At 61.4% G+C, this 22,821-nt stretch carries 22 protein-coding genes; 9 read left to right on the top strand and 13 right to left on the bottom strand.

Annotation, left to right across the window (positions count from 1 at the left end; all coding sequences use genetic code 11):
- Positions 1 to 10: 10 nt before the first annotated feature.
- From ACXAC3_RS01520 to ACXAC3_RS01535, 4 genes are all read right to left on the bottom strand, one after another.
- Positions 11 to 973 (bottom strand): calcium/sodium antiporter, encoded by a 963-nt coding sequence (locus tag ACXAC3_RS01520; protein WP_475154968.1) that lies wholly within the window; start codon positions 971 to 973, stop codon positions 11 to 13.
- Positions 974 to 1,141: 168 nt separating this feature from the next.
- Positions 1,142 to 1,939, bottom strand: a complete 798-nt coding sequence (locus ACXAC3_RS01525; RefSeq protein ID WP_475154972.1) for a S49 family peptidase — start codon at positions 1,937 to 1,939, stop codon at positions 1,142 to 1,144.
- Between the two features lie 113 nt (positions 1,940 to 2,052).
- On the bottom strand, positions 2,053 to 2,814 hold the full coding sequence (locus ACXAC3_RS01530; RefSeq protein ID WP_475154976.1) for an ABC transporter permease: 762 nt from the start codon (positions 2,812 to 2,814) through the stop codon (positions 2,053 to 2,055).
- On the bottom strand, positions 2,811 to 3,740 hold the full coding sequence (locus ACXAC3_RS01535; protein ID WP_475154980.1) for an ABC transporter ATP-binding protein: 930 nt from the start codon (positions 3,738 to 3,740) through the stop codon (positions 2,811 to 2,813). Before ACXAC3_RS01535 ends, ACXAC3_RS01530 begins: the two co-directional genes overlap by 4 nt.
- Before the next feature lie 304 nt (positions 3,741 to 4,044).
- Between ACXAC3_RS01535 and ACXAC3_RS01540 the strand changes: the two genes are divergently transcribed.
- The gene (locus tag ACXAC3_RS01540) at positions 4,045 to 5,133 is read left to right on the top strand and encodes a CaiB/BaiF CoA transferase family protein (RefSeq protein WP_475154983.1); all 1,089 of its coding nucleotides are present in this window, start codon (positions 4,045 to 4,047) and stop codon (positions 5,131 to 5,133) included.
- Between the two features lie 78 nt (positions 5,134 to 5,211).
- Here ACXAC3_RS01540 and hemE read toward each other — a convergent pair whose 3' ends face one another.
- A complete protein-coding gene (hemE, locus tag ACXAC3_RS01545) occupies positions 5,212 to 6,246 on the bottom strand; it encodes a uroporphyrinogen decarboxylase (protein ID WP_475154988.1) in 1,035 nt (344 codons plus the stop codon).
- Between the two features lie 107 nt (positions 6,247 to 6,353).
- On the opposite strand from hemE, the gene hemC reads away from it, so the two are divergent.
- Entirely contained in the window at positions 6,354 to 7,313 is a 960-nt protein-coding gene (gene hemC / locus ACXAC3_RS01550) for a hydroxymethylbilane synthase (protein WP_475154993.1), read from the top strand.
- Positions 7,314 to 7,541: 228 nt separating this feature from the next.
- On the opposite strand, the gene ACXAC3_RS01555 is transcribed toward hemC, so the two are convergent.
- Genes ACXAC3_RS01555 through ACXAC3_RS01585 form a run of 7 tightly spaced genes read right to left on the bottom strand, consistent with a single transcriptional unit; the run spans position 7,542 to position 16,237 of the window.
- The gene (locus tag ACXAC3_RS01555; RefSeq protein WP_475163320.1) at positions 7,542 to 8,789 is read right to left on the bottom strand and encodes an aspartate aminotransferase family protein; all 1,248 of its coding nucleotides are present in this window, start codon (positions 8,787 to 8,789) and stop codon (positions 7,542 to 7,544) included.
- A 31-nt stretch (positions 8,790 to 8,820) separates the two neighbouring features.
- Positions 8,821 to 9,924 (bottom strand): mandelate racemase/muconate lactonizing enzyme family protein, encoded by a 1,104-nt coding sequence (locus tag ACXAC3_RS01560; protein WP_475154998.1) that lies wholly within the window; start codon positions 9,922 to 9,924, stop codon positions 8,821 to 8,823.
- Positions 9,921 to 11,027 (bottom strand): mandelate racemase/muconate lactonizing enzyme family protein, encoded by a 1,107-nt coding sequence (locus ACXAC3_RS01565; protein WP_475155002.1) that lies wholly within the window; start codon positions 11,025 to 11,027, stop codon positions 9,921 to 9,923. Before ACXAC3_RS01565 ends, ACXAC3_RS01560 begins: the two co-directional genes overlap by 4 nt.
- Positions 11,024 to 12,130, bottom strand: coding sequence for a mandelate racemase/muconate lactonizing enzyme family protein (locus ACXAC3_RS01570; protein ID WP_475155004.1), 1,107 nt, complete (start codon positions 12,128 to 12,130; stop codon positions 11,024 to 11,026). Before ACXAC3_RS01570 ends, ACXAC3_RS01565 begins: the two co-directional genes overlap by 4 nt.
- Complete coding sequence (locus ACXAC3_RS01575) at positions 12,127 to 12,705, bottom strand: dimethylsulfonioproprionate lyase family protein (protein ID WP_475155008.1); 579 nt, start codon at positions 12,703 to 12,705, stop codon at positions 12,127 to 12,129. The genes ACXAC3_RS01570 and ACXAC3_RS01575 overlap by 4 nt, the downstream gene beginning before the upstream one ends.
- Positions 12,702 to 13,784 (bottom strand): alcohol dehydrogenase family protein, encoded by a 1,083-nt coding sequence (locus tag ACXAC3_RS01580; protein WP_475155010.1) that lies wholly within the window; start codon positions 13,782 to 13,784, stop codon positions 12,702 to 12,704. The genes ACXAC3_RS01575 and ACXAC3_RS01580 overlap by 4 nt, the downstream gene beginning before the upstream one ends.
- Complete coding sequence (locus tag ACXAC3_RS01585; protein ID WP_475155013.1) at positions 13,784 to 16,237, bottom strand: FAD-dependent oxidoreductase; 2,454 nt, start codon at positions 16,235 to 16,237, stop codon at positions 13,784 to 13,786. The genes ACXAC3_RS01580 and ACXAC3_RS01585 overlap by 1 nt, the downstream gene beginning before the upstream one ends.
- 68 nt (positions 16,238 to 16,305) lie before the next feature.
- Between ACXAC3_RS01585 and ACXAC3_RS01590 the strand changes: the two genes are divergently transcribed.
- The 7 genes from ACXAC3_RS01590 (at position 16,306) to ACXAC3_RS01620 (ending at position 21,379) form a co-directional block, all read left to right on the top strand.
- Entirely contained in the window at positions 16,306 to 17,193 is an 888-nt protein-coding gene (locus tag ACXAC3_RS01590; protein ID WP_475155018.1) for a MurR/RpiR family transcriptional regulator, read from the top strand.
- On the top strand, positions 17,190 to 18,281 hold the full coding sequence (locus tag ACXAC3_RS01595; protein ID WP_475155021.1) for an aromatic ring-hydroxylating oxygenase subunit alpha: 1,092 nt from the start codon (positions 17,190 to 17,192) through the stop codon (positions 18,279 to 18,281). The genes ACXAC3_RS01590 and ACXAC3_RS01595 overlap by 4 nt, the downstream gene beginning before the upstream one ends.
- A complete protein-coding gene (locus ACXAC3_RS01600; protein WP_475155026.1) occupies positions 18,274 to 18,678 on the top strand; it encodes a GFA family protein in 405 nt (134 codons plus the stop codon). Before ACXAC3_RS01595 ends, ACXAC3_RS01600 begins: the two co-directional genes overlap by 8 nt.
- 2 nt (positions 18,679 to 18,680) lie before the next feature.
- Positions 18,681 to 19,496 carry an aspartate racemase/maleate isomerase family protein gene (locus tag ACXAC3_RS01605; RefSeq protein ID WP_475155031.1) on the top strand — a complete coding sequence of 272 codons (816 nt, stop codon included), beginning with the start codon at positions 18,681 to 18,683 and terminating at the stop codon, positions 19,494 to 19,496.
- A 27-nt stretch (positions 19,497 to 19,523) separates the two neighbouring features.
- Positions 19,524 to 20,264 (top strand): sulfotransferase-like domain-containing protein, encoded by a 741-nt coding sequence (locus ACXAC3_RS01610; protein WP_475155037.1) that lies wholly within the window; start codon positions 19,524 to 19,526, stop codon positions 20,262 to 20,264.
- Positions 20,265 to 20,281: 17 nt separating this feature from the next.
- Positions 20,282 to 20,665 (top strand): carboxymuconolactone decarboxylase family protein, encoded by a 384-nt coding sequence (locus ACXAC3_RS01615; RefSeq protein WP_475155041.1) that lies wholly within the window; start codon positions 20,282 to 20,284, stop codon positions 20,663 to 20,665.
- 525 nt (positions 20,666 to 21,190) lie between these two features.
- A complete protein-coding gene (locus ACXAC3_RS01620) occupies positions 21,191 to 21,379 on the top strand; it encodes a hypothetical protein (protein ID WP_475155047.1) in 189 nt (62 codons plus the stop codon).
- Between the two features lie 226 nt (positions 21,380 to 21,605).
- On the opposite strand, the gene ACXAC3_RS01625 is transcribed toward ACXAC3_RS01620, so the two are convergent.
- Positions 21,606 to 22,664, bottom strand: coding sequence for a hypothetical protein (locus ACXAC3_RS01625; protein ID WP_475155051.1), 1,059 nt, complete (start codon positions 22,662 to 22,664; stop codon positions 21,606 to 21,608).
- Between the last annotated feature and the right edge of the window lie 157 nt (positions 22,665 to 22,821).

Consider the following 22,821-nt stretch of genomic DNA (forward strand, 5'->3'; position numbering starts at 1 on the left):
CTTTGTCAGATCACGCCAGCAATGAGATGACGTAGATTGCATACAGAAGTGTCAACAGCATTCCCCAGCCACGGGTGATGTCCCGTTTGAAAAATACAAACGGGATCAGCAACAGCGAGGCGCCCAGCATGACCCACAGATCAAACCGCAGGAATTCCGGGTCTACCGGGATTCGGCCGAACAGCGTGGCGATGCCGACAATGGCCAGCAGGTTGAACATGTTCGACCCGATCACGTTGCCCAGCGCCACATCGGCCTGACGGCGCAATGCGGCCATCACGGTCGTCGCCAGTTCGGGCAGAGACGTCCCGACTGCCACAAGGGTCAGCCCGATAACCGTTTCGCTGACGCCATAGGTGCGCGCGATGACGGTGGCGTTGTCGACCAGCAGATGCGCCCCCATGGGCAGGCCGATCAGACCCAACACCAGATAGATCGAGACCTTCCAGTAGGGCATGTTCGGATCGGCCTCTTCCAGACCCTCCAGTTCCTCATCCTCGGCGCAGGCCTGGCCACAGGCCTTTCGATGCGCATGTGCTTCGCGAAAGGCGTTCCACAGCATAAGGCCCAGAGCGGTCAGCAGGATCGCGCCGCTGAACAGGTTGAACACACCACAAAAGGCCAGCCCGATGAACAGAACCGAGGCCAACAGCATGAAGACATAGTTTTTGCGGCTGTCGCACTCGCTGGTGTGCAGGGTCGCCAACAATGCCGGAATGCCCAGAACCAGCAGGATATTCGCCGTGTTCGACCCCACCACATTGCCCAGCGCGATGCCTGGCGCGTTTTCTTTGATCGCGCTGATCGCGATCAGAAGCTCGGGTGCCGAGGTGCCAAAGGCCACAATGGTCAGGCTGACGATCAGGGCCGGCACGCCCAGACGCAGGCTGAGGTTTACCGCGCCGCGCACCAGCGCATCCCCCGCCAGCAGCAGGATCAGCAATCCGAGGCCGGATAACAGCCATGCCGTCATGTGCGGCCTCCTTTTTCGCAGGCGCAGGGACCTTTGCCGATCCGGAACCGCCCGCAGCGCGGACATCGGGTCGATTGCAACCGTTTCTGCCCCGGAAACCGCAGCTTGCCGAACATCGCCAGGACTCCCATGGCGATCAGAAACAGAGTGACAACCTTGATAATCACGTCACAAACCGAAACGCGCGTAGGCCGCCCGCTCCTCGAGCCCGGCGATGGCGTCCTGCGCCAGCGCGGCCCCGAACCGGGACCAGATCGGTTTGCGCAGCCCATAGCGGCGGAATTTGACCTTTTCGCCAAACCGCTCCTGCATTTTCGGTTTCAGATGTGCAATGCCGTCGATCAGACCCAGCTCCTGCGCCCGCCGGGCCAGCCAGATCTCACCGGTGAACAGGTCCTGGCTGTCGTCCAGCTTTGGTCCGCGCCGGGTTTTGACATGGGTGATGAAGTTTTCGTGGATGTCGGCCAGCAGGCGTTCCAGCCGTTCGACATCTTCCTTCTTTTCCGGCGCAAACGGATCCAGCATGGATTTCGACTGACCCGCCGTATGCACTCGCCGTTCGATCCCCTGCCGTTTCAGCAGGACATGCGCACCGAATCCCGACGAAATCACGCCGATCGAACCCAGAACCGAACTGTCATCGGCGTAAATCTCGTCTGCCGATGCAGCCAGCCAGTACCCGCCCGAAGCCGCCACATCCTCAACAAACGCGATGACCGGCACATTCAGTTCCCCGGACAGCCGCCGAATACGGGCTCCGATCAGGGAACTTTGCACAGGCGATCCGCCGGGCGAGTTGATCTCAAGCGCGACGGCGGCGGGTTTGCCCTTGCGAAAGGCTTTCTCCAGCACCGGAGCCAGCGCGGTGTCGGACATCGAAGCACGCCCGGCCATTCCGATGGCGCCGGACAGGCGCACGACGGCCACGCAGGGTTGCTTGTTAAGAAACGGCAGGCTGAGTTTCATGGGTGCCGATGTAGAGTGCGCCCAAGCCGTAAACAAGGGACCGCTTGGACCTTAGACGTGACGTGAACACATTTCCTGAGGTCGGTGGGCAAAAATGCAACGCCCGATACCCCCTAACTGCGGATGCGCCAGCCGGTTTTGAAAATCCATCCGATGATGCCCAGGCACAGGCCGGTAAAGGCCAGAATGGCCAGCAGGCTGAAAACGATCGGAACGTCCGCCAGCCCGTAGAACGACCACCGGAAGCCCGAGATCAGATAGACCACCGGGTTGAACAGGGTGATGGTCTGCCAGACCGGCGGCAGCATCGAAATCGAATAGAACGTGCCGCCCAGAAAGATCAGCGGAGTGACCACCAGCTGCGGCACCAGCGACATCTGTTCGAAATTGCTGGCCCAGATACCGATAATGAACCCCAGCAGCGAAAAGCTGAGGCAAGTCAGCACCAGAAACGTCACCATCGCCAGCGGATGTTCGATCCGTAAGTCCACAAAGAACGTGGCGGTGATCAGGATGACCACCCCCACGAACAGCGCCTTGGTCGCCGCTGCCCCGACATAGCCGATCACGATCTCGATAAAGTTCACCGGGGCCGAGAGAAGCTCGTAAATCGTGCCCAGAAATTTGGGAAAATAGATGCCGAATGATGCGTTGGAAATCGCCAGCATCACCACCGACAACATGATCAGGCCCGGCACGATGAACGCGCCATAGGACACGCCCTCGACCTCCTGTATGCGGCTGCCGATGGCGGTTCCGAAGACGACGAAATACAACGAGGTAGACAGGACAGGTGACAGGAAACTCTGCGCCAGGGTACGAAAGAACCGGGCCATTTCGAACCGGTAGATGGCGGCAATGGCGGACCAGTTCATGCGGGCTCTCCGGACACGAGGTTCACGAAAATTTCTTCAAGGCTCGATTGCCGGGTCTGCACATCGCGCAGCACCAGCCCCGCCTGCGCCACATCGTTCAGCAATGTGGTGATGCCGGTGCGGTCGGCATGGGTGTCATAGGTGTAAACCAGCGCATCGCCGTTTCCGTTCAGTGACAGGTTGTGCCCCGACAGGCTTGCGGGGATCTGTGCGATGGGTTCGGTCAGCATCACCTCGATCTGTTTTTTGCCCATCTGGGCCATCAGCGTGTCCTTGTCCTGCACCAGCAGCAATTCGCCCTTGTCGATGACGCCGATGCGGTCGGCGATGGCCTCGGCCTCTTCGATGTAATGGGTGGTCAGGATGATGGTGACACCGGCCTGCTTCAGTTCGGCCACGATCTCCCACATATCCTTGCGCAGTTCGACATCGACCCCGGCGGTGGGCTCGTCCAGAAACAGAACGCGCGGCTCATGCGCCAGCGCCTTGGCGATCAGAACCCGGCGCTTCATGCCACCGGACAATTCCTTGATCGCGTTCTTGCGCTTGTCCCACAGGGACAGCTTGCGCAGAATCTCCTCGATCCGGGCATTGTCGCGGCCCAGTCCGAACAGCCCGCGCGACAGGCGAACCGTGTTCCACACCTTTTCAAACGGCTCCAGTGCGATCTCCTGCGGCACCAGCCCGATCATCCGGCGCGCGGCGCGGAAATCGGTCTGCGTGTCGTGACCACCAACGGTAACTGTGCCCGATGTCGGGGTCGTGATGCCACAAACGGTCGAGATCAAGGTCGTCTTCCCCGCCCCGTTCGGGCCCAGCAGCGCCAGAATTTCGCCTTGCCGGATGTCCAGAGACACGCCCTTCAGCGCCTCGAACCCGTCGGCATAGGACTTGCGCAGATCCTTGATGGAAAGAATGGTGGTCATGCAATTTCCCCGTTGTGACCGGGACACTACCCCGCCCGACGGGCACAGAACAGGTCAATTTCGCACAAAGCCCTGCGCTTTTTTGTAGAGAGGAATCAACCCCGGTTCCGACCACGGTTGCTGAATCTCAGCGATACGCATGAGGCCAGCAAACACACCGGGATTTGCAATGACGGCCCGCACTGCTGCCGCATTCCCCTCTCCTTCAATCGCCAAGGGCCGGCACCGGGGCTGGCATGCCACCCGAATCCGGGCTTGCAATTCTCACGCGACCCCGAAAACCTGCGCGGCAGGGAGGCGCATGATGCTCAAAGGAATTCGGATCATCGAGATCGAGGGGCTGGGCCCCGGCCCTTTTGCGGCCATGCTGTTGGCGGATCTGGGGGCGGATGTCATCACCATCCATCGCAAGGGCCAGGCCGCCGTACCGGGCATGCCGGAACAATCCGTTCTGGACCGTGGCAAACGGTCGATTGATCTGAACCTGAAGGACCCCGCCGATCTGGACGTCGCCAAACGTCTGATCGCAACGGCCGATGCGCTGATCGAAGGGTTCCGGCCGGGCGTGATGGAGAAGCTGGGCCTGGGCCCGGAACCCTGCCACAGCCTGAACCCGAAACTCGTCTATGGCCGCATGACGGGTTGGGGGCAGGACAGTCCGCTATCGGACACAGCGGGACATGACCTGAACTACATCGCCCTGTCCGGTGCGCTCTGGTACGCCTCCGCCCCGGATCAGGCGCCGCAAACCCCGGCGACGCTTGTCGGTGATATCGGCGGCGGGGCCATGTATCTGGTCGCCGGCATTCTGGCGGCACTGATAAGGGCGCGGAGAACCGGCAAAGGTACGGTGGTCGATGCCGCCATCTATGACGGCTCGGCCCATATGATGAACCTTCTGATGAGCATGCGGCAGACCGGCAACCTTTCGGACAGGCGCGGCCAAAGCCTGCTGGACGGCCCACATTGGAGCCGCACCTACACCTGCGCCGACGGCGGCTTTGTGACGGTGCAATGCCTCGAAGCGAAATTCTATGCGCAGTTCCTGAACATCCTGGGGCTGTCGGATGATCCCGATTTCCAAAAGCAACATGACAGGTCGGCCTGGCCGGAACTCACCCGGCGCCTGACCCGGATCTTTGCAGGCAAACCCCGCGACCACTGGGCGGCTCTGTTCGAAGGCACGGATGCCTGCGTTGCGCCCGTGCTCAGCCCGGAACAGGCGCGCACCCACGCGATGAACGCGGCGCGACAGACGTGGCTGGAACCCGGCGGAACCCTACAGGCCGCCGCGGCACCACGGTTTGCCGACACCCAATGGCATCCCAAACCCAGCCCCAAACGCGGTGAACACACCAACGAAATTCTTTCGGCACTTAACAATCAAAGCTGATCCGCGCTTCATCTGGCCCAAAATACCTCGGGGGATGAATTGGCCAAAGGCCAAGAAGGGGGCTGGCCCCCTTCCCCTCTACCGCCCGCGCACCGTGTCGATCATCAGTTGCACGTTCTCCGGGTCCGCATCCGGCGTGATCCCGTGGCCGAGGTTGAAAATATGCGGCCCCTTGGAAAACGCGTCCACAATGCGCCGCGTCTCATCGACCAATGCCTGCCCGCCGGTGACCATATGGGACGACGCCAGATTGCCCTGCACGCAACCGTCGATCTGCACATGCTCCGCTGCCCAATCCGGCGACACCGAGTTGTCCAGCGCAACACAGTCCACTCCGGTGGCATCGGCAAAGCCGACATAGCCATCACCCGCCTCACGAGGGAAACCGATCACGGGTATACCCGGGTGGCGCTCTTTGACGGCCTGCGTAATCACCCGGCACGGCTCGACCGCGTATTTCCGGAATGCCTCGCCTTTCAGCGAGCCGGCCCAGCTGTCGAAGATTTTGACCACTTCAGCCCCGGCCTCGATCTGGGCCGAGAGGTATTCGATGGTCGCCAGCGTGATCCGGTCCAGCAGTGCCTCGAACAGCGCCGGGTTTCCCTCGCGCAGCGCATGGGCCGGGCCCTGATCCGACGTGCCCTGCCCGGCGATCATGTAGGTGGCCACGGTCCAGGGCGCACCTGCAAATCCGATCAGCGTGGTCTCGGACGGCAATTCCCGCGACAGGATGCGCACCGTTTCATAGACCGGCGAAAGCGTCTCGTGGATGGCTTCGACCGGCTTGAGCGCATCGAACTCGGATTGCTGCGTGATGGTCGACAGTCGCGGGCCCTCGCCGGTGACAAACCACAGATCCGCACCCAGCGCCTGCGGCACCAACAGAATATCGGCGAACAGAATCGCGGCATCGAACCCATAGCGGCGAATCGGCTGCAAGGTGACCTCGGCGGCGAGTTCGGGGTTATAGCAGAGCGACAGGAAATCCCCGGCCTGCGCCCGCGTCGCCCGGTATTCCGGCAGATACCGCCCGGCCTGACGCATCATCCAGATCGGCGGCACATCCTGCACCTCGCCCGCCAGCGCCCGCAGCAGTTTCTTCGTCTCGGCCATCTTTGCCCCCAATCGTCAGGTTTGCCGCAACGGGTCTGCCTTCGGCGGCAATTTGTCAAGCCGTGCCCCCATTGTCAGGGCAATGTGACGCGACTAAAGCTGTGCGCATGACACTGACCCTGCCCACACCCGCCTCACCGCTGAAGATCGGCACCCGTGGTTCGCCTCTGGCACTGGCGCAGGCCCATGAAACCCGCCAACGGCTGGGTGCGGCCTTCAACCTGCCCGAGGATGCGTTCGAGATCGTGGTGATCAAGACCACCGGCGACAACCGGGCCATGATCGACGCCGACCGTCCGCTGAAGGAAATCGGCAACAAGGGCCTGTTCACCAAGGAAATCGAAGAGGCGATGCTGCGCGGCGATATCGACATCGCGGTGCATTCCACCAAAGACATGCCGGTCGAACAGCCCGCGGGGCTGGTTCTGGACACGTTCCTGCCGCGTGAGGATGTGCGCGACGCCTTCATCTCGCCCGGGCTCAGCGCAATCAGCGAACTTGCACAGGGTGCCGTGGTCGGCACTTCGTCTCTGCGGCGCCGGGCGCAACTGCTGAACCGCAGGCCGGACCTGAACGTGGTCGAGTTCAGAGGCAATGTTCAGACCCGACTGAAAAAGCTGGCCGACGGCGTCGCCGACTGCACCTTTCTGGCCATGGCTGGCATCCGCCGCTTGAACATGAACGAGGTTCCTGCCACCGCCATTGCACCCGAAGACATGCTGCCGGCCATTGCACAGGGCACAATCGGCATCGAGCGTCGCAGCAACAATTCCCGCGCTGCTGGTATGCTCGAAGCCATTCATCACGCCGAAACCGGGCAGCGGCTGGCGGCGGAACGGGCGCTGCTTGCCGCTTTGGACGGGTCCTGCGAAACACCCATTGCCGGGCTGGCTGAACTACAGAACGGGCGGTTGCGCCTGCGCGGTGAGGTGCTGCGCCCTGACGGTTCCGAGGCAATCGCCGAAGATCAGGTGGCCCCGGTCGAGGACGGTCCCGAAATGGGACGCGCCATGGCGGACACGCTGCTGAAACAGGCCGGGCCGGGTTTCTTCGATTGGAAAAAATGAAAAAAGATTGCGTAATGTGAATTACTTCACTGTCGCGCGCGCGCCGATCGGGCAATAAGGTGTCATACCGATCAAAAAGTCGGGTTGGTCTCGAATAAGTCGAAAGATTAGGTCTGTTTGTTCGTTTAAGTGGTATTCGAGGGGGCGAGACCAATTCCCGATCTCTGATCAGTTAGGGCCGCTGTCATCGGTTGACAGCGGCCCGCATGTTTTCCGCGCCACAGAAATTCAGCTGTTGCTGATCGCCTGCACCGCCTGTTCGACCGCATATCTTGTCTGATCGAGATCGGCGTCCGTCACCGCCAAGGACGGGTAGAGCTTGCCCGGGGATTTGAAAATCCCGTTCGCGCGCAGGTTGTCGTTGTAGATGGCGTTGCGCTGTGGATCATCATGTTTGGCACTGCGGTAATCGCGGCAGGCAGCATCGGTGAAATAGATGTCGAACAAGGTTTCGTCACCGCAAATCCTGTGCGGTATGCCGGCGCCGGTCAGGGCGTCCGCCTGCATCCGCTGCAAATCCGAACCGATTGCGCGAAGCCGGTCGTAAACGCCGTCGCGCCGCAGCACCTCCATGGTTTTCAGCCCGGCGACCGAGGCCACCGGATTGCCGGACAACGTCCCCAGTTGCATCAGCCAGCCTTCCGCACCGACCTTGGCCTTGTCGAAATGTTTCATGATCTCGGCGCTGGCCCCCGTAGCGGCCAGGGGGAAGCCGCCGCCGATGATCTTGCCCAGCGTGCAGATGTCGGGCGTAACGCCGTATTTCTCCTGCGCGCCTCCATAGGCTAGACGGAACCCAGTGACGATCTCATCGAAGATCAGAAGGACGTTATGCTTGTCGCACAGATCGCGCAGCCCTTGCAGGTATCCGGGCAGGGGCGGGATTATCCGCTGCAACGGCTCGACCATGATCGCGGCGATGTCTTCGTGTTCGTCCAACAGGGCTGCCACGGCCTCAAGGTCGTTGAACGGCGCGATCAGCATTTGTTCGGCCACGCCGGCCGGGATACCAGCGCTGTCGGGCACCGCTTGCGGGAAATTGACCTGCCGACTGGGGGCCAGGCTCATCTGCGCCTCGGCGCTCATGCCGTGATAGCCACCTTCGAATTTCAGGATCTTGTTGCGGCCGGTATAGGCGCGGGCCAGACGGATCGCATACATATCCGCCTCGCCGCCCGAGGCGACAAAGCGCACCTGTTCGCAACAGGGCACCGCATCGACAATGGCCTCGGCCAGTTCGATGCCCCTGGCGTTATTGGCAAAAAAGGTCATGCCTCTGGGCAATTGTTCCAGCACCGCCTCCACCACCTCGGGGTGGCCATGGCCCAGCAGCATGGGGCCGGATCCGATCAGGTAGTCGATATATTCGTTGCCGTCCTCATCCCAGACACGGCTGCCTTCGCCGCGGGCGATGATGATACCGGGATCGAAATTGCCGAAACCCCCGGCGGGCAGAACCTCGTTCGCGCGGACGATCCATTCGGATTAAGTCTTGATTTTCAGCATTTCAAACGATCTCCAATATCGGGGTGCCAAGTATCTGTGGGTCGGGCACCACACCTAACCCCGGACCTTCAGGCGGGGCAATCCGTCCGTTTTCACGGTTTGGTGCGTCCGGGCAGAGGCGCGGCGACACGTAAGAGGACAGATCGCAGGTGTTCAGCAACGACCCGTGCGGGGTCGAGGCCGCGAAATGCAGCGACGCGGCGGTCACGATATCCGACCCCCAGGTGCATTCGGCACAAATCTCGGCCCCCAGATGCACCGTCAGATCACGCGCCCGGCGCATCGCGGACAACCCGCCGAATTTCGACAGTTTCAGCGCCACCGCATCCATGCAGCCCAACGCGTGCGCGTGCAGCAGCGAGGCCGGATCATGCGCGCTTTCGTCCAACTTCATCGGCAGCCCGGTTGCCTGCCGGACAGCGGCGCAGTCTTCCAGCGTTTTGCACGGCTGTTCCAGCATCACGTCCAGATGCGCAACCGCCCGCCCCGTGCGGGTGGCCTGCAGACGGGACGCACCGCAGTTCCAGTCGCCATAAACCACAGGCCCCGGCCCCACGGCCTCGCGCACTTTGATCAGGCGTTCGGCATCAGCCTGCCAGTCGCCTTCCACCCCCAGTTTGACCTGAAACTGGCGAATGCCGGTCTGATAAGCGGCCTTGGCGATCCGCGCCATCTCATCCGGTGCGACGCAGGTGATCGAGTGATAAAGCGGCATGTCCTTTCGTGTCCGCCCGCCCAGCAGCGCATAGACAGGCTGACCTGTTGCCTTCCCGAACAGGTCCCACAACGCGATATCGACGATGGATTTGGCATAGGGATGACCTTGCAGAAAACCTTCCAGCTTGCGCATCGGCGCGTCGACGCCAAACGGGGACATGCCCAGAATCTGCGGCCCCATTTCCGCCATCGCGCTTGGGACACCGCCTGCATAGGCGGGCAGATAATGCGGGATCGGGCAGACCTCGCCCCAGCCCTTCAAGCCGTTATCCGTTTCGAGGCACAGCACATGAGAGGTCACGGTCGCGCAGGTCTTGCCCTCGGCCATGTGATAGGTCTCATGACTGGTCAGATCGACAGCCCAGAGCGTTATCCTGTTGATCCTCATCGGTATACTCCAACCGGATCGCCCAGTGCGTCCTCATCCGGGTGCACGCCAAGCCCCGGTGTTTCCGGCAGATGCAGATGGCCGTCGATGTTGCGCGGTCCGCGCCCGCCGGCGATATCGACGGTGATCATGTCCTGACAGGCCCAGACGGCATGGCAGTTGTCATCCGGTATCGTGGCGGCCAGATGCAACGCCTCGGCATCGGCCAGGACCGAACCGCCCGTGGCCATGACAAACATGTCGATCCCATGCGCCAGCGCGATATCCCGCATCCGCGCCGCCTTGGTCAGCCCGCCGACGCGGTTCAGCTTGATCCCGAACACCTCGGCCAGCCCGTCCCGGGCGATCCGGGCGGCGTCCTGCAAGGTCACCAGGCTTTCATCCACGGACAAGGGTGAGGCATGGCGGCCCGAGATTGCCGCAATGTCGTCCAGCGACTCGCAGGGCTGTTCGAAGATCACGTTCAGGTCCTCGCAGCTTGTCATCACCCGCAGGGCCTGTTGCCGGGTCCAGCCGCGATTGACGTCGTAAAGAACAATCTCACCCGGTCGCCGAATGCTTTCGACATCCCGCACACGGGCGATGTCACGTTCGACATCGCCGCCGATCTTGACCGAATGGGCAACGTAGCCGCGGCTGCGATACCTTTCCATCACCGCGCGGGTTTCTTCCACGGTTTTGGCACCGACCGAAGAGGCGATCGGACGCGGCGTCCTGGATCCACCGCCCATCAGATCTGCAATCGGCACCCCCGCCGCCTGTCCGGCGATATCCCAGCAGGCCATGTCGACCGGGCCCTTGGCGTAAAGATGGCCCGGCAGCGCGATATCCATCGCGCGTTCCACATCCAGAACCCGGCGTGGGTCAAGACCCAGAACAAAGGGGGCCATCGTTTCAATCCCGGCACGGATGCCGGGCCCGTGTGCCGGAACATAGGTGTGCCCCCAAGGGGTGCCTTCGCCCCAGCCGGTCAACCCCGCATCGGTTTCGATCTTCACCAGCGTTGCGTCGAGCGTTTCAAACTTCAGCCGCCCGCCGGACAGCCAATAGGGATGCTCCAGCGGCAGGTCGAGATGGTAAACCGTGATGGTCGTGATCTTCATATAGTGTACTCCGCCACCGGCGCGCCGAGGCTTTCGAAATCAGGGCTCGCCCCCAGTCCAGACGTGTCAGAGGCATAAAGCTTGCCATCCCGCGACACCGGCCCGCCGATTCCGGTGGACCGGGTGTTGTAATTCATCAGATCGGTGGTGTTCTGCAAAAACGCCGCAGGGGTCGAGGCTGCGAAATGGGCAACCGCTGCGGTTGCGATCTCTCCGCCCCATGTGTCCTCGCTGACCACCGGAATGCGATTTTCGATCAGAAAATCCCGCACTCGCCGCGCCTTGCTGAGCCCGCCGAGATTCGAGATTTTCAGGCAGCAGACCTCAGCCCCCCGATCCGCAACGATCCGCTGCGCCACATGCATACCGGTCAGACATTCATCCAGCTTCATCGGTTGCTCGGCGACACGGCGCACCTGCTGGCATTCCTCGTAAGTGCGGCAGGGCTGTTCCAGAATGAAATCCAGATCGCGCGTGGCGCGGGCCACCCGGATCGCGTCGTCCACGCGCCATCCCTGATTGGCATCAGCCATCGCCGTTTCACCCGGCTGCATCAAAGGCACCGTTGTGCGGATACGCTCGATATCGCGGGCCCAGTCGCCGCCGACCTTGATCTGAAACTGTCGGTAACCCTGATCGCGATGGCGGTTCAGTTCAGCCACGGTTTCATCGACCGCTTTCTGTGGCGCAACCCGGTACATCGGCGCGCCATCGGTCAGCTTGCCGCCCAGCAGCATCCAGACGGGCTGATCGCAGGCCTGCCCCAGAATGTCCCAGCACGCCGCATCGAAGGGCGCCTTGGCATAACCATGCCCTTGCACCATATGGTCCAGCGCCTGTTCGATGCGCCCGACCTGCCGCGGGTCTTCACCCAACAATGCAGGCGCGACCAGACGCGCCAGCGCCACAACGCCTTGGGAATGGGCGACCATGTAATTCTCACCGCAGGGCGTGAATTCCCCACAGCCTTGCAACCCCGCGTCGGTATCGATCACGACAACCGAGGCTGTCGCCGTCTCAATCGCGTTGCCCGCGCCCCAGACATAGGCCTCGTCAGTATAGGGCAGCCCGGTCTGGTAAATGCGGATGCGGGTGATCTTCATGCGGCATCCATCCGGGGTACATCGCCCATGCCTTCACCGCGCCAGAGGACGAAGGTCAGGATCGGCCGATCCGTCGTGGTCATCGCGTGGCTCTGCCAGCTGCGATGCCAGCGCGTCTGATTGGGGCCGACATGGGTCTCCTCTCCGGGGACGCGGAACACCGCCCCTCCGGCCAATGTCAGATACAGTTCCTCGGCTTGATGGCTGTGCCAGCCATAATTCAGTCCGGCCCCCCAATAGGCCACATAGCCACGCAGTTGGGTCGAATGGAAATGTCCGGTCGGGCCAAACAGCTCGTAATAGCCGTAGCGGTTCAGGAAATCCGCGCCGACCTCCTCTTCGGTATAGGTGTGCTTCCAGTGCGCCAGATGCGCCGTATCCCGGATTGCCACAATCATGTTACGTGTTGGCGCGCCACCATCCGGATCAAGGTCACGCACCAGACACAGGGCGGGTATGGGCGCAGGGTTCAGGTCAGTCGGTGTCAGATCATCGGGCCATGGCGCAAAGGCCGACAGATCGGGATGTGTCCGATGCAGATGCCGCGCGGCTTCCAAAACATCATCCAAAGTCATGGGACCACCACGATATTGCCGGTGTGCTGTTTTGCGATGAAGGCGGCCTGTGCCTCGCGCAGCTCCTCCAGCGGATAGGTTGCGGCAAGGGCAGGCTTGATCTCACCGGCCTCGATGTATTTCACCAGGTTCCGCATCACCTGCGGGTCGATCACTGTCGAGCCGGTGAAGGTCAGATCCCGCAGATAGAATGTCCGCAGGTCGAACTCGACCATCGGACCCGCGATGGAACCCGAGCAGGTATAGCGCCCGCCGCGTTCCAGGATGTCGATCAACTGCGGCCAGTACGGGCCGCCCACCACATCCGCCACCGCTGTGATCTTTTCACCGCCCAGCGCCGCGCGCAGGTTTTCGGGCGCGCGGGGCAGGATCACGTCGGGGCCAAGCGTCGCCACGTCGGCATGCTTGGCCTCGGACGCCAGCGCGATCACCCGCGCACCGCGTCGTTTCGCCAGTTGGACCAGAGCGCCGCCGACCCCGCCGGACGCGCCAGGAACCAGAACCGTGTCGCTGTTGGTCACGTTGGCACGGGTCAACATCCCTTCGGCGGTGGAGTAGGAGCAGGAAAAGGTCGCCAGTTCTGCGTCCGACAGGTCCGAATTGATCGGCACCGCGTTCACCGCCAGCGTCGTCGCATATTCCGCAAAGCCGCCATCCCGTTCCGAACCGTAATAGCCGGTCTTGTCCTTGTTGTCGGGGTCGGCCGGATCGCGCAGCCAGCCGTCTGTGATCACCCGCTCGCCAATGCGGGCGCTGTCCACGCCCTCGCCGACGGCCACGACATGGCCACAGACATCCGCGCCCTGAATGCGCGGAAAGGTAATCGGCGCGCCGCCCCATGTGGGATCGTCCTCACCAACCTCATCAAAGGCACCGCCGGTTGTCGCGTCGGTCACGGTCTTGGAATACCAGCCGGACCGCGTGTTCACATCCGTGTTGTTCAGACCGCAGGCGGCAACTCTGATCAGCACTTCCCCCGCCGCCGGATCAGGCCGCGGCCAGTCCGTGTGCAGCACCATCTGCTCCAAACCACCATGGCCCATGGTGACCATGGCTTTCATCGTGTCGGGCAGGCGCATCACGCGGTCTCCAATGCGGCGTCAGTGCGCGGCAGCAGGCTTTGCGGATCATAGGCTGGTTCCCCCAGCACGCGGGCCGCGCGGGGATTGCTGTGGATCACCACTTGCAATTCGGTGCCTGGGACAGCGGCCTCGGGCTTGATATAGGCGAAGGCGAGAATTTTACCGACCGTGTGTCCGTAGGCGACCGAGGCGGTAGAGCCCACGACACGTTCGCCCAGCATCACAGCTTCGCCGCCATGGCTGTCAATCTCGCCATCCGGCTCGATTTCCAGATAGGCACAGATCCAAGGCAGGTCTGCATTCAGAGTCTTGTCCTTACCCAGATACTCTTTGTCAGTGCGGGCAAAGCGCAAAACGTTGGCCTCGGCCAGCGTCACTTCGTTGGTCAGCTCGCCCGCGCCTCTGAAGCCCTTCTCCATCCGCATCACGTTCATCGCAAAGCTGCCATAGTCGGTGATGCCATGCGGCTCACCCGCAGCCCAAAGCGCATTGTAGACGTCGAGGCACGCGGCGTTGGGCATGTGCAGCTCCCAACCCAGCTCGCCGGCATAGGACATGCGGAAGGCCCAGACTTTGTGACCGGCGATGGTGATCTCCTGCGCCGAGAGCCAGCGGAAACCTGCATTGGTCAGATCGGCATCGGTGCATTGTCCCAGCACGTCACGCGAGCGGGGGCCGTTCAGCGACAGGGCCGACCAGTCGGCGGACAGAGCGGTGATCTGCACATCCTCATCCGCGCGCTGTTGCGCCAGATGATCCAGCAGGCGTTGTTCGAAGAAGGCTGCGCAGACCAGATAGAAACGATCTTGGGCCATACGAACGATCGTGATCTCCAGCTCGATCCGGCCACGACGGTTCAGCATATGGGTCAGCGTGATCGAGCCAACTTTCTGCGGCATTCGGTTGGCGGTCAGCCGGTCCAGCAAGGCATAAGCGTCCAGCCCCGAGACCTGGACCTTGGTGAAGGCGGTGACATCCATGATGCCGACGCGCTCGCGCACGGCTTTGACCTCGGCTGCGACCATGTTGTCGGCAGGGGTCCGGCGGAAGGAATAGTGGTCGCGCTGCTCGACCCCATCCCGCGCGAACCAGCGGGGGCGTTCGAACCCGTAGACCTCTTCGTGCACCGCGCCCTTGGATTTCAACAACTCATACAGAGGCGAGGGCTTGATGGGCCGCCCCGCCAGCCGATTAAAATGCGGAAAGGGGATTTCGTGGCGCAGGCAATAATCTTCCTCGGCCTTGATCACCTGCCAGTCCTTGGTGGCATAGCTGCCGAAGCGGCGCGGATCGAACTCGCGCATCGAGATATCGGCAGCCCCATGAACCATCCAGCGCGCCAACTCACGCGTCAGGCCCGGCCCCCAGCCGATCCCGATCTGCGTGCCGCAACAGCACCAGTAGTTCCGCACGCCGGGCGCAGGCCCGATCAGCGGGTTCCCATCCGGCGGATGCGAAATCGCCCCGTGCACATCGCGCTGAATGCCCAGTTCGGCAAAGATCGGCATCCGGTTCAGGCTTTCCTCAAGCCATGGCATCACCCGGTCGTAATCCGCATCGAACAGCCAGTTCTCGTATTCCCAGGGGCAATGATCATGCCAAACCGAGTTCGGGTTCTCTTTCTCGTAAATCCCGATCAGCCCGCGTTGCTGCTCCATTCGGATGTAACCCGAAACCTTGCGGTCATCGCGGATCACCGGCAGTTCCTTATCCAGGTTCTGGAATTCAGGCACCGGTTCCGTCACGAAGTAATGGTGCGTCATTGAGGTCATGGGCAGTTGCAGCCCCGACCATTCACCCATCTGGCGGGCATAGGTGCCGCCTGCGTTCACCACATGCTCACAGGTGATGGTGCCCATCTCGGTTTCAACCACCCATTCGCCATTTTCGGCCTGCGTTATGTTGGTCGCGCGGCAATTGCGGAAGATGCGCACGCCCTTCTGACGCGCGCCGGCCGCCATCGCCATTGTCACATTGGTCGGGTCGACATGCCCGTCATCGGGTGTGTGCAGCGCGCCCAGCACGCCGTCGAGATTGTAGAACGGATGCAGCTCGGCGACCTTCCCGGGACCCACCAGTTCGATGTTGAACCCCAGCGACCGGCCCACCGACAACGTGTGGCGCAGCCAGTCCATCTCGTCCTCGGTATAAGCCAGCCGGAAGGACCCGCAGCCATGCCATGTCACTGGTTGACCGGTTTCGGCCTCCAACCCGCCGGAATACAGGCCGATATTGTAATCGACGCATTTGCCCAGACCAAAGCTGGACGTCGAATGCGTGATCTGGCCCGCCGCGTGCCAGGTGCTGCCGCTGGTCAGTTCGGCTTTTTCCAGCAGGACAGTGTCATCGCCCCAGCCTTCATGCGCCAGATGATAGGCCAGACCGACCCCCATGACACCTCCGCCCACGATGACAACGCGGGCATGTGACGGCAGCTTCTTCTCGGACATGACATTTCCTCTTCCCGAGTCGTTTTTCTGCTCGACAGGCTAATTCCACATTTGTACCATCGTCAATCATGAATGACACAAATGTATCATCAAACGTCCTCGACCGGCTGAGCCAGGAATGGGACGCGCTGACGCCCGAGGCCCAGAAAGCCGCGCGCTACGTGCTGGAAAACCCAACAGATGTGGGGGTTTCAACGGTGCGCGAGATTGCCGAAGCCGCAAACGTCAAACCCAACACCTTCGTGCGCATGGCGCGTCAGGTGGGTTTTGGCGGGTACGAGGATTTTCGCGCGCCGTTTCGGGACGCGATCCGCAAGGGCACCGCGTCATTTCCGGACCGCGCCCGTTGGTTGCAAGATATCGGCAAGTCCGGGGAACTGGGTGGACTCTACGCGGACATGATCGGGGCCGCGATTCGCAACATCGAAGAGACATTTGCCAGGATCGACGCCGGGCGCCTGACTGCGGCGGCCGAGGATATCTGGAATTGCCGTCAGATCTTCACCCTGGGTGTCGGCGTCAACAATTCGAACGCGCGCAACTTCACCTATCTCGCTTCGACGGGAATGAAGCAGTTTCACGCCATCCCCCGCCCCGGCTCGACCCCCGTCGACGATCTGGCCTGGGCCGATGAACAGGACGTGCTGATCGCCATCACCTGCCACCCCTACCGGACCGAGGTGATCGACGCGATCAAACTGGCGCGGCAACAGGGGCTGACCGTCATCGGCATATCCGACAGCCCGGCCAGCCCGGTCATCCTGAACGCGCAACACGGCTTTGTCGTCGCTGCGGACACACCGCAATTCTTCCCCTCCTCCGTCTCGACCATCGCCTTGCTGGAAACGCTGCTGTCCTTCGTGATCGCGGTGTCAAGCGATGAGATCGTCGAAAGGGTGGAGCGGTTTCATCTTCGTCGTCACCAACTTGGCCTCTACGCGGAGGAGCCCGAATGAACGCCCCCCTCACCCATTCACTGGACGCGCGATACTATACCGACCCCGCGATATTCGCGCACGAGATGCAGGGATTGCTGGCCCGGACATGGCAGTTTGCCGGGCATGTGGCGCAGGTGCGCGAGCCGGGGGATTACTTCGCCTTCGAAATTGCCGGTCAGAACCTGTTCTGCATCCGGGGCCGCGACGGAGATATCCGCACTTTCTACAATGTCTGCCAGCACCGCGCGCATGAGATGGTAACCGGCGCAGGCAACACCCGCGTCGTCGTTTGCCCGTACCATGCCTGGACCTATGAACTCTCCGGCCAGCTGCGCGCCGGGCCGAATATCAAATCTGTCCCCGGTTTCGACCGCAGCGCGATCTGCCTGACATCGGTTCGGACCGAGGTATTCAACGGGTTCATCTTCGTCAACCTCGACGATGACGCCGCGCCGATGGACGAATGGTATCCCGGCGTGCGCGAGGAAATCCGCGCCTTTGTCCCGCATATCGACGATCTGGAGCCGCTGGAATGGGTCGAGATCCCGGAAAACTGCAACTGGAAGGTCAGTATTGAAAACTACTCGGAATGCTATCACTGCCCGAGCAACCACCCGACCTTTGCCGAAGGCGTGGTCAAGCCCGAGACCTATGACATCCAGCCCGACGCGGGTGGCGGCTATGTGCTGCGGCACATGACCGAATGCCAGAGCCTCGACAAGATGACCTACCCCATCGACCTGTCGGTGCCCCATGCAGGCGACTACCAGTCGTGGTTCCTGTGGCCGATGTTCTCGTTCCAGTGCTATCCGGGCAATGTACTGAACACCTATCACTGGCGCGCGGACGATGCCGATCACTGCACCGTCTGGCGCGGCTGGTACACCGAGGGCGGCTCGGATAGTGCGGTGATCCGGCAACTGGCGGTGCAGGACCGCGAAACCACGGTCGAGGAAGACATCCGCCTCGTGGAATCCGTCCACCGTGGCCTCAAATCCCGCGGCTACCGCCCCGGCCCGCTGGTGCTGGACCCGGGATGCGGCGTGATGTCGGAGCATTCGATCGCAAAGCTGCAACAATGGATGCGGGAGGCTGTGGATGGCTGAGTTCGAAGGAGGCTGCCTGTGCGGCGCCGTACGATACAGCGCGTCCGGGACGCCGATCTGGACCGCGCATTGCCATTGCGCAAGCTGCCGCCGCGCCACGGGGTCGCCGATGACAAGCTTTCTGGGCATGGCGCGGGACATTGTGACATGGCAGGGCCAGCGCGCCCTGCGGGAATCTTCACCGGGTGTCATGCGCGGGTTCTGCGCCGAATGCGGCACGCCGCTTAGTTATGAAAGCCACCGCTGGCCGACCGAAACGCATCTTTACGCGGCCACTCTGGATCATCCCGAGAACTATGTGCCGCACGCGCATGTCTATTGGTCCGAGCGCCTGCCATGGATGACCATTGAGGACGATCTGCCCAAATATGCAGGCGGCAGCCCGGGAGCGTCCTGACAATGATGCCCCACGACTGGCGTCCGGAACATAAACTGTTCCCCTATCAGGTGGGCTTTACCAGCCCGCCGTTCGACTTCGACGCGGCGCCGTCGGATTTCCTGCGCATTTGTCCCGAAACCGTCGGCGTGCATGGCTGGATGCTGCACGTGCCCGATTATGCGCATGGGCTGGATCAGCGAAAACAGAATTTCGGCATGCTTGAAGACTTCGTACATTGCATGTCCCGCAACGGCGTCGATGTCTGCGGACAGGTCGGGTCGAACTGGGTTCATGCGTGCGGGCTAGGCGTTGAAGGCTTGCGGCAGCATTGTCAGGATCTGTCGGACAAATACGGCATCCGCTTTCACATGGCGGGATACGCCATGATCGAAGCGCTGCGCGAGATGAATGTCGAAAAGGTTGCGCTCAACGCCGCCTATCACTGGCCTGAATGGTGGCAGGGCACCGTCGCGTTTCTGCAAGAGGCCGGGTTCGACGTTCTCTGGGCGGGCAATTTTCACGATCAGGGCTGGTTCGACAGCCAGCAGGCCGTCAATTCCTGCCGCTGGGTATTCGATGGTGATCTGGCATTGAAAAGCTTCGAATACGTGGCGGACAAGGCCCCGCGGGCCGAGGCGATCCTGATCAACGGCATGTGCAACTTTCGAACCGGTCCGGATGGTCTGCCGCAGCGCCCCTTGCATCTGGCTGATCAACTGGAACGCGCTTTGGGCAAACCCGTGATCGGCCACGACATCGCCCTGTTTTGGCGCATCTTCACGTCTCTGGGGATCGCGCCGCAGTCGCCGCAGGGGCAGCTGCTCAGACGTCTTTGACCTTTCACCAGCCGGAGAACTCACACCATGCACAAGATCCTCGCGTTATGGGCGGTGCCCCGGTCCACCTCGACGGCATTTGAGTGGATGATGCGGCAGCGTGGCGATCTGGACTGTCTGCACGAACCCTTTGGCGAGGCCTGGTATCAGGGCGAAGACCCGCTGTGGCACAGGTTCAAACCCGGTGATGTCACAACACCCGGTCTGACGCTGGACAGCGTATGGGCGGATATTCGGGGCCGCGCGAAAACGGGCGCGGTCTTCATCAAGGATTTTCCGCATTACATCCACCATATGTGGGACGCGGATTTCCTGTCACATTTCACCCACGCCTTCCTGATCCGCGATCCGGCAAAGACGATCACCTCGATGTACAAACGCTGGCCGGACTTTGCCGAGGGCGAGGTCGGGTTTCCCGAACAGCGCGCACTGTTCGACTTGCTGACGGCGCTGAACGGGACTGCCCCGCCGGTCATCGACAGCGACGATCTGCTGGAAAACCCGCACGCGATGACACAGAGGTTCTGCGATGCCGTGGGCATTCCCTTTCTGCCGGACGCGTTGACATGGGAGGCCGGCGGCGATCCGTCGGCCCATAGCTGGTGGGACGGCGGATCCTTCCACGCCAGTCTCTCCAGATCGACGGGGCTGGCGCCTCAACCGCGGGAATATGTTTCCATCGCCGACGCGCCCGATCGGGTCAGACAGGTGTACCGCCGGATGAAGCCCCACTACGATCACCTGTACAAACACCGCCTTACCGTCTGATGAACCGGAGACTACCTATGGCTGACATTTTTGACGAAGACCTGTTTCTGAAGGGTCTTGAACAACGAAAGAACACGCTTGGCGCGGAGTATGTCGAAAAGAACCTGGCCGCTGCCGATGATTTTACCCGCCCGTTTCAGGAGGCAATGACCGCCTGGTGCTGGGGGTTCGGCTGGGGCGACGAAGTAATTGATGCCAAGACGCGTTCGATGATGAACCTGTCGATGATCGGCGCGCTGGGAAAGATGCATGAATGGGAAATTCACTGCCGAGGCGCAATCAACAATGGTGTGACCGCCGAGGAAATCCGCGCGATCATCCACGTGGTGGGCATTTACTGCGGAGTTCCGCAGGCGCTGGAATGTTTTCGGGTCGCGCGCAAGGTTCTTACGGAAGGGTAAACCGTGGTTTTGGGATGCGCGCCGGGTCGCCTGCGCGAAGACCAAAAACTTGTGGCCAGTTCAGCGGAGGGGCCGAGCAATCCACCCAACTGTTCAGTCCCGGTCCTGTGCCGTTCGAGCTGAGCCGGAAACGCCTGCGATTCGGACAGTCAATATGAACAAGAGGCCGAGCACTTATCGCGTTTCCACCTACATTTCAGCCCAAGCCGGCACGTCTCAACACGACCCGAACACTTCCAAGGAATTCCACGGCCAGACAGTCGAAATTTCAGCGGGCTAGCGGGTCGCCAGAAATTTTGTCTTAGTTTCCGCAGGTTACCGAAAGCCGGACTTCTGGCGGGATTGACCGGCGCGCGGAAACATTTGGCGAAACCGAACGCGGTTTTCGCGCTTTTTACGCCCGGGCAACAATATTAACGAAACATGAACAATGTATTCTCTGAGTGTTCAACAGCGCTCACGCATACTTATCCCCACAGGACCGGACCAGACCACAGGCAACCGGCGCCAATGAAAGGGACTCGCATGATCACAACTGCCATTGAGGCTGCGACGCACCGAAAGCCAGCAGAGATGCAGACGGTCAGCGCCGCGCTGCGCAGCAAACAATCTGACACCAAGAATTCGAGCAAAGGTCGCTTCCCTCCTATCGAAAACGCTCTGATTGATATTCTGAACAACAAGCGACTTGCTGAGGCGAAACCAGGCACCTGACTGTTGGTCACGGTGTTGGCGATCTTCCCTGTTGACGTCCTATTAAGGAAGACGCCAAAGCCCGCTCCGGTCCGGAGCGGGCTTCTTCGTTGGTGCCTTGTCGGCCCGGGGCAGACCTGAACCAGAAATTATCCGGTCTTCATCCCCAAGAGCTGCCAGCCATGCGCGTATCCAAGCGCATGGCTGGCTCCCCTGCGTTGCGTCCGAGAGTAGTGGCGCAAGGGTTTCAGCTATCCAGTCCCAGCAGCGATTTCACCGCCGCCTCAACTTCGTCGGTCACGGGTTTGTTGGCTGCGTCTTCAAGCGCCTCGCGCTCCACCTGCGCCTGATTGTCAACGGCCTCAGCCAGGTCTTCGAACTCTGCCACGGCCTCGTCGTAATCCAGCGCCGCCTGCCGTTCGTCGTTCAGATCATTGGCCGTATTGACCGAATCCTCCAACTCGGCATTGGCCTCTTCAAGTTCTGCTTCGATGTCGGGATCCGTGCCTCCGGCATCGGCGAGCGCCTCTTCCAGTTCGGTCACGCGGTCCTGTTTTTCCTCAACATCGGCCTGCGCGGTTTCAAGGTCTTCCTCGATTTCCGAAACCGGACGATCGGGCGGGGTCATCTCATCCAGAAGATCCTGCGTTTCGGCAAGTTCCTCGCGCAGATCTTCCCCGGCCAGAACCGTATCCCGGTAATGGGCGATGCGACCGACGCGGGAATTGGGCGCGGCATTGTTCAGCGCGGTTTCGCTTGCATTCGCCGCGTTCAGTGCCCCCAGCTCAGACGGGTGAACCCCCAGAAGGCTGGCAAATTTGTTGCCCTTGGTCCGAACCTCCGGGCGAACCGATTTTGAAACCTGAACGGACTTCGCCGGTTTGCGCGCGACGCTTACCGTGTTTGTCTTCTTTTTTGCGGCCTTGCCCTTGTTGCCGCCAAAAAGGTTCTTGAGTGAGAATTTTCCGTCACCGGTGGATTTTGACCGCGTCCCACCAAGACCGGCAGCCTTGCCGCCCTTGCTTTTGGACGCGCCTGATCCGCCACCCTTGGTTTTGCCGTTGCCGCCGGTATTGCCGCCGACGCCTTTGCTTCCGCCGTCGTTGCCGGCGCCTTTGCCGTTTCCGCCGCCGTTTCCTCCACCATTTCCATTGCCCTGGCCCCCGCCATTGCCGCCGCCGTTTCCTTTGCCTTCCTTGGCATAGGCGACATCCGGGAGGGCGATGGCTCCGACAACTGCAGTGGACCCGAGCAACGCAATGGCAATGGCTGAGGCTTTCAACAGGCCGGTCGATCTGGTTTTCATGACGGTCCTCGTTCGTCGTTCAGTGAACTCAATTGCCGGCGCGACGGCCCAGTGTCCGAATGCACAAGGGGTTGCGTCTGAATCAGCCGCCGACAAGTCAATTTAAACCGATGGTTATTGAACCCACGGCGAATTACCTGTTCATCGCCGGTTCACG

The organism is Ruegeria sp. ABV4_181 (assembly GCF_056158465.1).

What these genes read in the sequence shown, in the direction of transcription:
- ACXAC3_RS01520 (WP_475154968.1), bottom strand. Translation starts at nt 973, where the DNA reads ATGACGGCATGGCTGTTATCCGGCCTCGGATTGCTGATCCTGCTGCTG.
- ACXAC3_RS01525 (WP_475154972.1), bottom strand. Translation starts at nt 1,939, where the DNA reads ATGAAACTCAGCCTGCCGTTTCTTAACAAGCAACCCTGCGTGGCCGTC.
- ACXAC3_RS01530 (WP_475154976.1), bottom strand. Translation starts at nt 2,814, where the DNA reads ATGAACTGGTCCGCCATTGCCGCCATCTACCGGTTCGAAATGGCCCGG.
- ACXAC3_RS01535 (WP_475154980.1), bottom strand. Translation starts at nt 3,740, where the DNA reads ATGACCACCATTCTTTCCATCAAGGATCTGCGCAAGTCCTATGCCGAC.
- ACXAC3_RS01540 (WP_475154983.1), top strand. Translation starts at nt 4,045, where the DNA reads ATGCTCAAAGGAATTCGGATCATCGAGATCGAGGGGCTGGGCCCCGGC.
- hemE (WP_475154988.1), bottom strand. Translation starts at nt 6,246, where the DNA reads ATGGCCGAGACGAAGAAACTGCTGCGGGCGCTGGCGGGCGAGGTGCAG.
- hemC (WP_475154993.1), top strand. Translation starts at nt 6,354, where the DNA reads ATGACACTGACCCTGCCCACACCCGCCTCACCGCTGAAGATCGGCACC.
- ACXAC3_RS01560 (WP_475154998.1), bottom strand. Translation starts at nt 9,924, where the DNA reads ATGAGGATCAACAGGATAACGCTCTGGGCTGTCGATCTGACCAGTCAT.
- ACXAC3_RS01565 (WP_475155002.1), bottom strand. Translation starts at nt 11,027, where the DNA reads ATGAAGATCACGACCATCACGGTTTACCATCTCGACCTGCCGCTGGAG.
- ACXAC3_RS01570 (WP_475155004.1), bottom strand. Translation starts at nt 12,130, where the DNA reads ATGAAGATCACCCGCATCCGCATTTACCAGACCGGGCTGCCCTATACT.
- ACXAC3_RS01575 (WP_475155008.1), bottom strand. Translation starts at nt 12,705, where the DNA reads ATGACTTTGGATGATGTTTTGGAAGCCGCGCGGCATCTGCATCGGACA.
- ACXAC3_RS01580 (WP_475155010.1), bottom strand. Translation starts at nt 13,784, where the DNA reads ATGCGCCTGCCCGACACGATGAAAGCCATGGTCACCATGGGCCATGGT.
- ACXAC3_RS01585 (WP_475155013.1), bottom strand. Translation starts at nt 16,237, where the DNA reads ATGTCCGAGAAGAAGCTGCCGTCACATGCCCGCGTTGTCATCGTGGGC.
- ACXAC3_RS01590 (WP_475155018.1), top strand. Translation starts at nt 16,306, where the DNA reads ATGAATGACACAAATGTATCATCAAACGTCCTCGACCGGCTGAGCCAG.
- ACXAC3_RS01595 (WP_475155021.1), top strand. Translation starts at nt 17,190, where the DNA reads ATGAACGCCCCCCTCACCCATTCACTGGACGCGCGATACTATACCGAC.
- ACXAC3_RS01600 (WP_475155026.1), top strand. Translation starts at nt 18,274, where the DNA reads ATGGCTGAGTTCGAAGGAGGCTGCCTGTGCGGCGCCGTACGATACAGC.
- ACXAC3_RS01605 (WP_475155031.1), top strand. Translation starts at nt 18,681, where the DNA reads ATGATGCCCCACGACTGGCGTCCGGAACATAAACTGTTCCCCTATCAG.
- ACXAC3_RS01610 (WP_475155037.1), top strand. Translation starts at nt 19,524, where the DNA reads ATGCACAAGATCCTCGCGTTATGGGCGGTGCCCCGGTCCACCTCGACG.
- ACXAC3_RS01615 (WP_475155041.1), top strand. Translation starts at nt 20,282, where the DNA reads ATGGCTGACATTTTTGACGAAGACCTGTTTCTGAAGGGTCTTGAACAA.
- ACXAC3_RS01620 (WP_475155047.1), top strand. Translation starts at nt 21,191, where the DNA reads ATGATCACAACTGCCATTGAGGCTGCGACGCACCGAAAGCCAGCAGAG.
- ACXAC3_RS01625 (WP_475155051.1), bottom strand. Translation starts at nt 22,664, where the DNA reads ATGAAAACCAGATCGACCGGCCTGTTGAAAGCCTCAGCCATTGCCATT.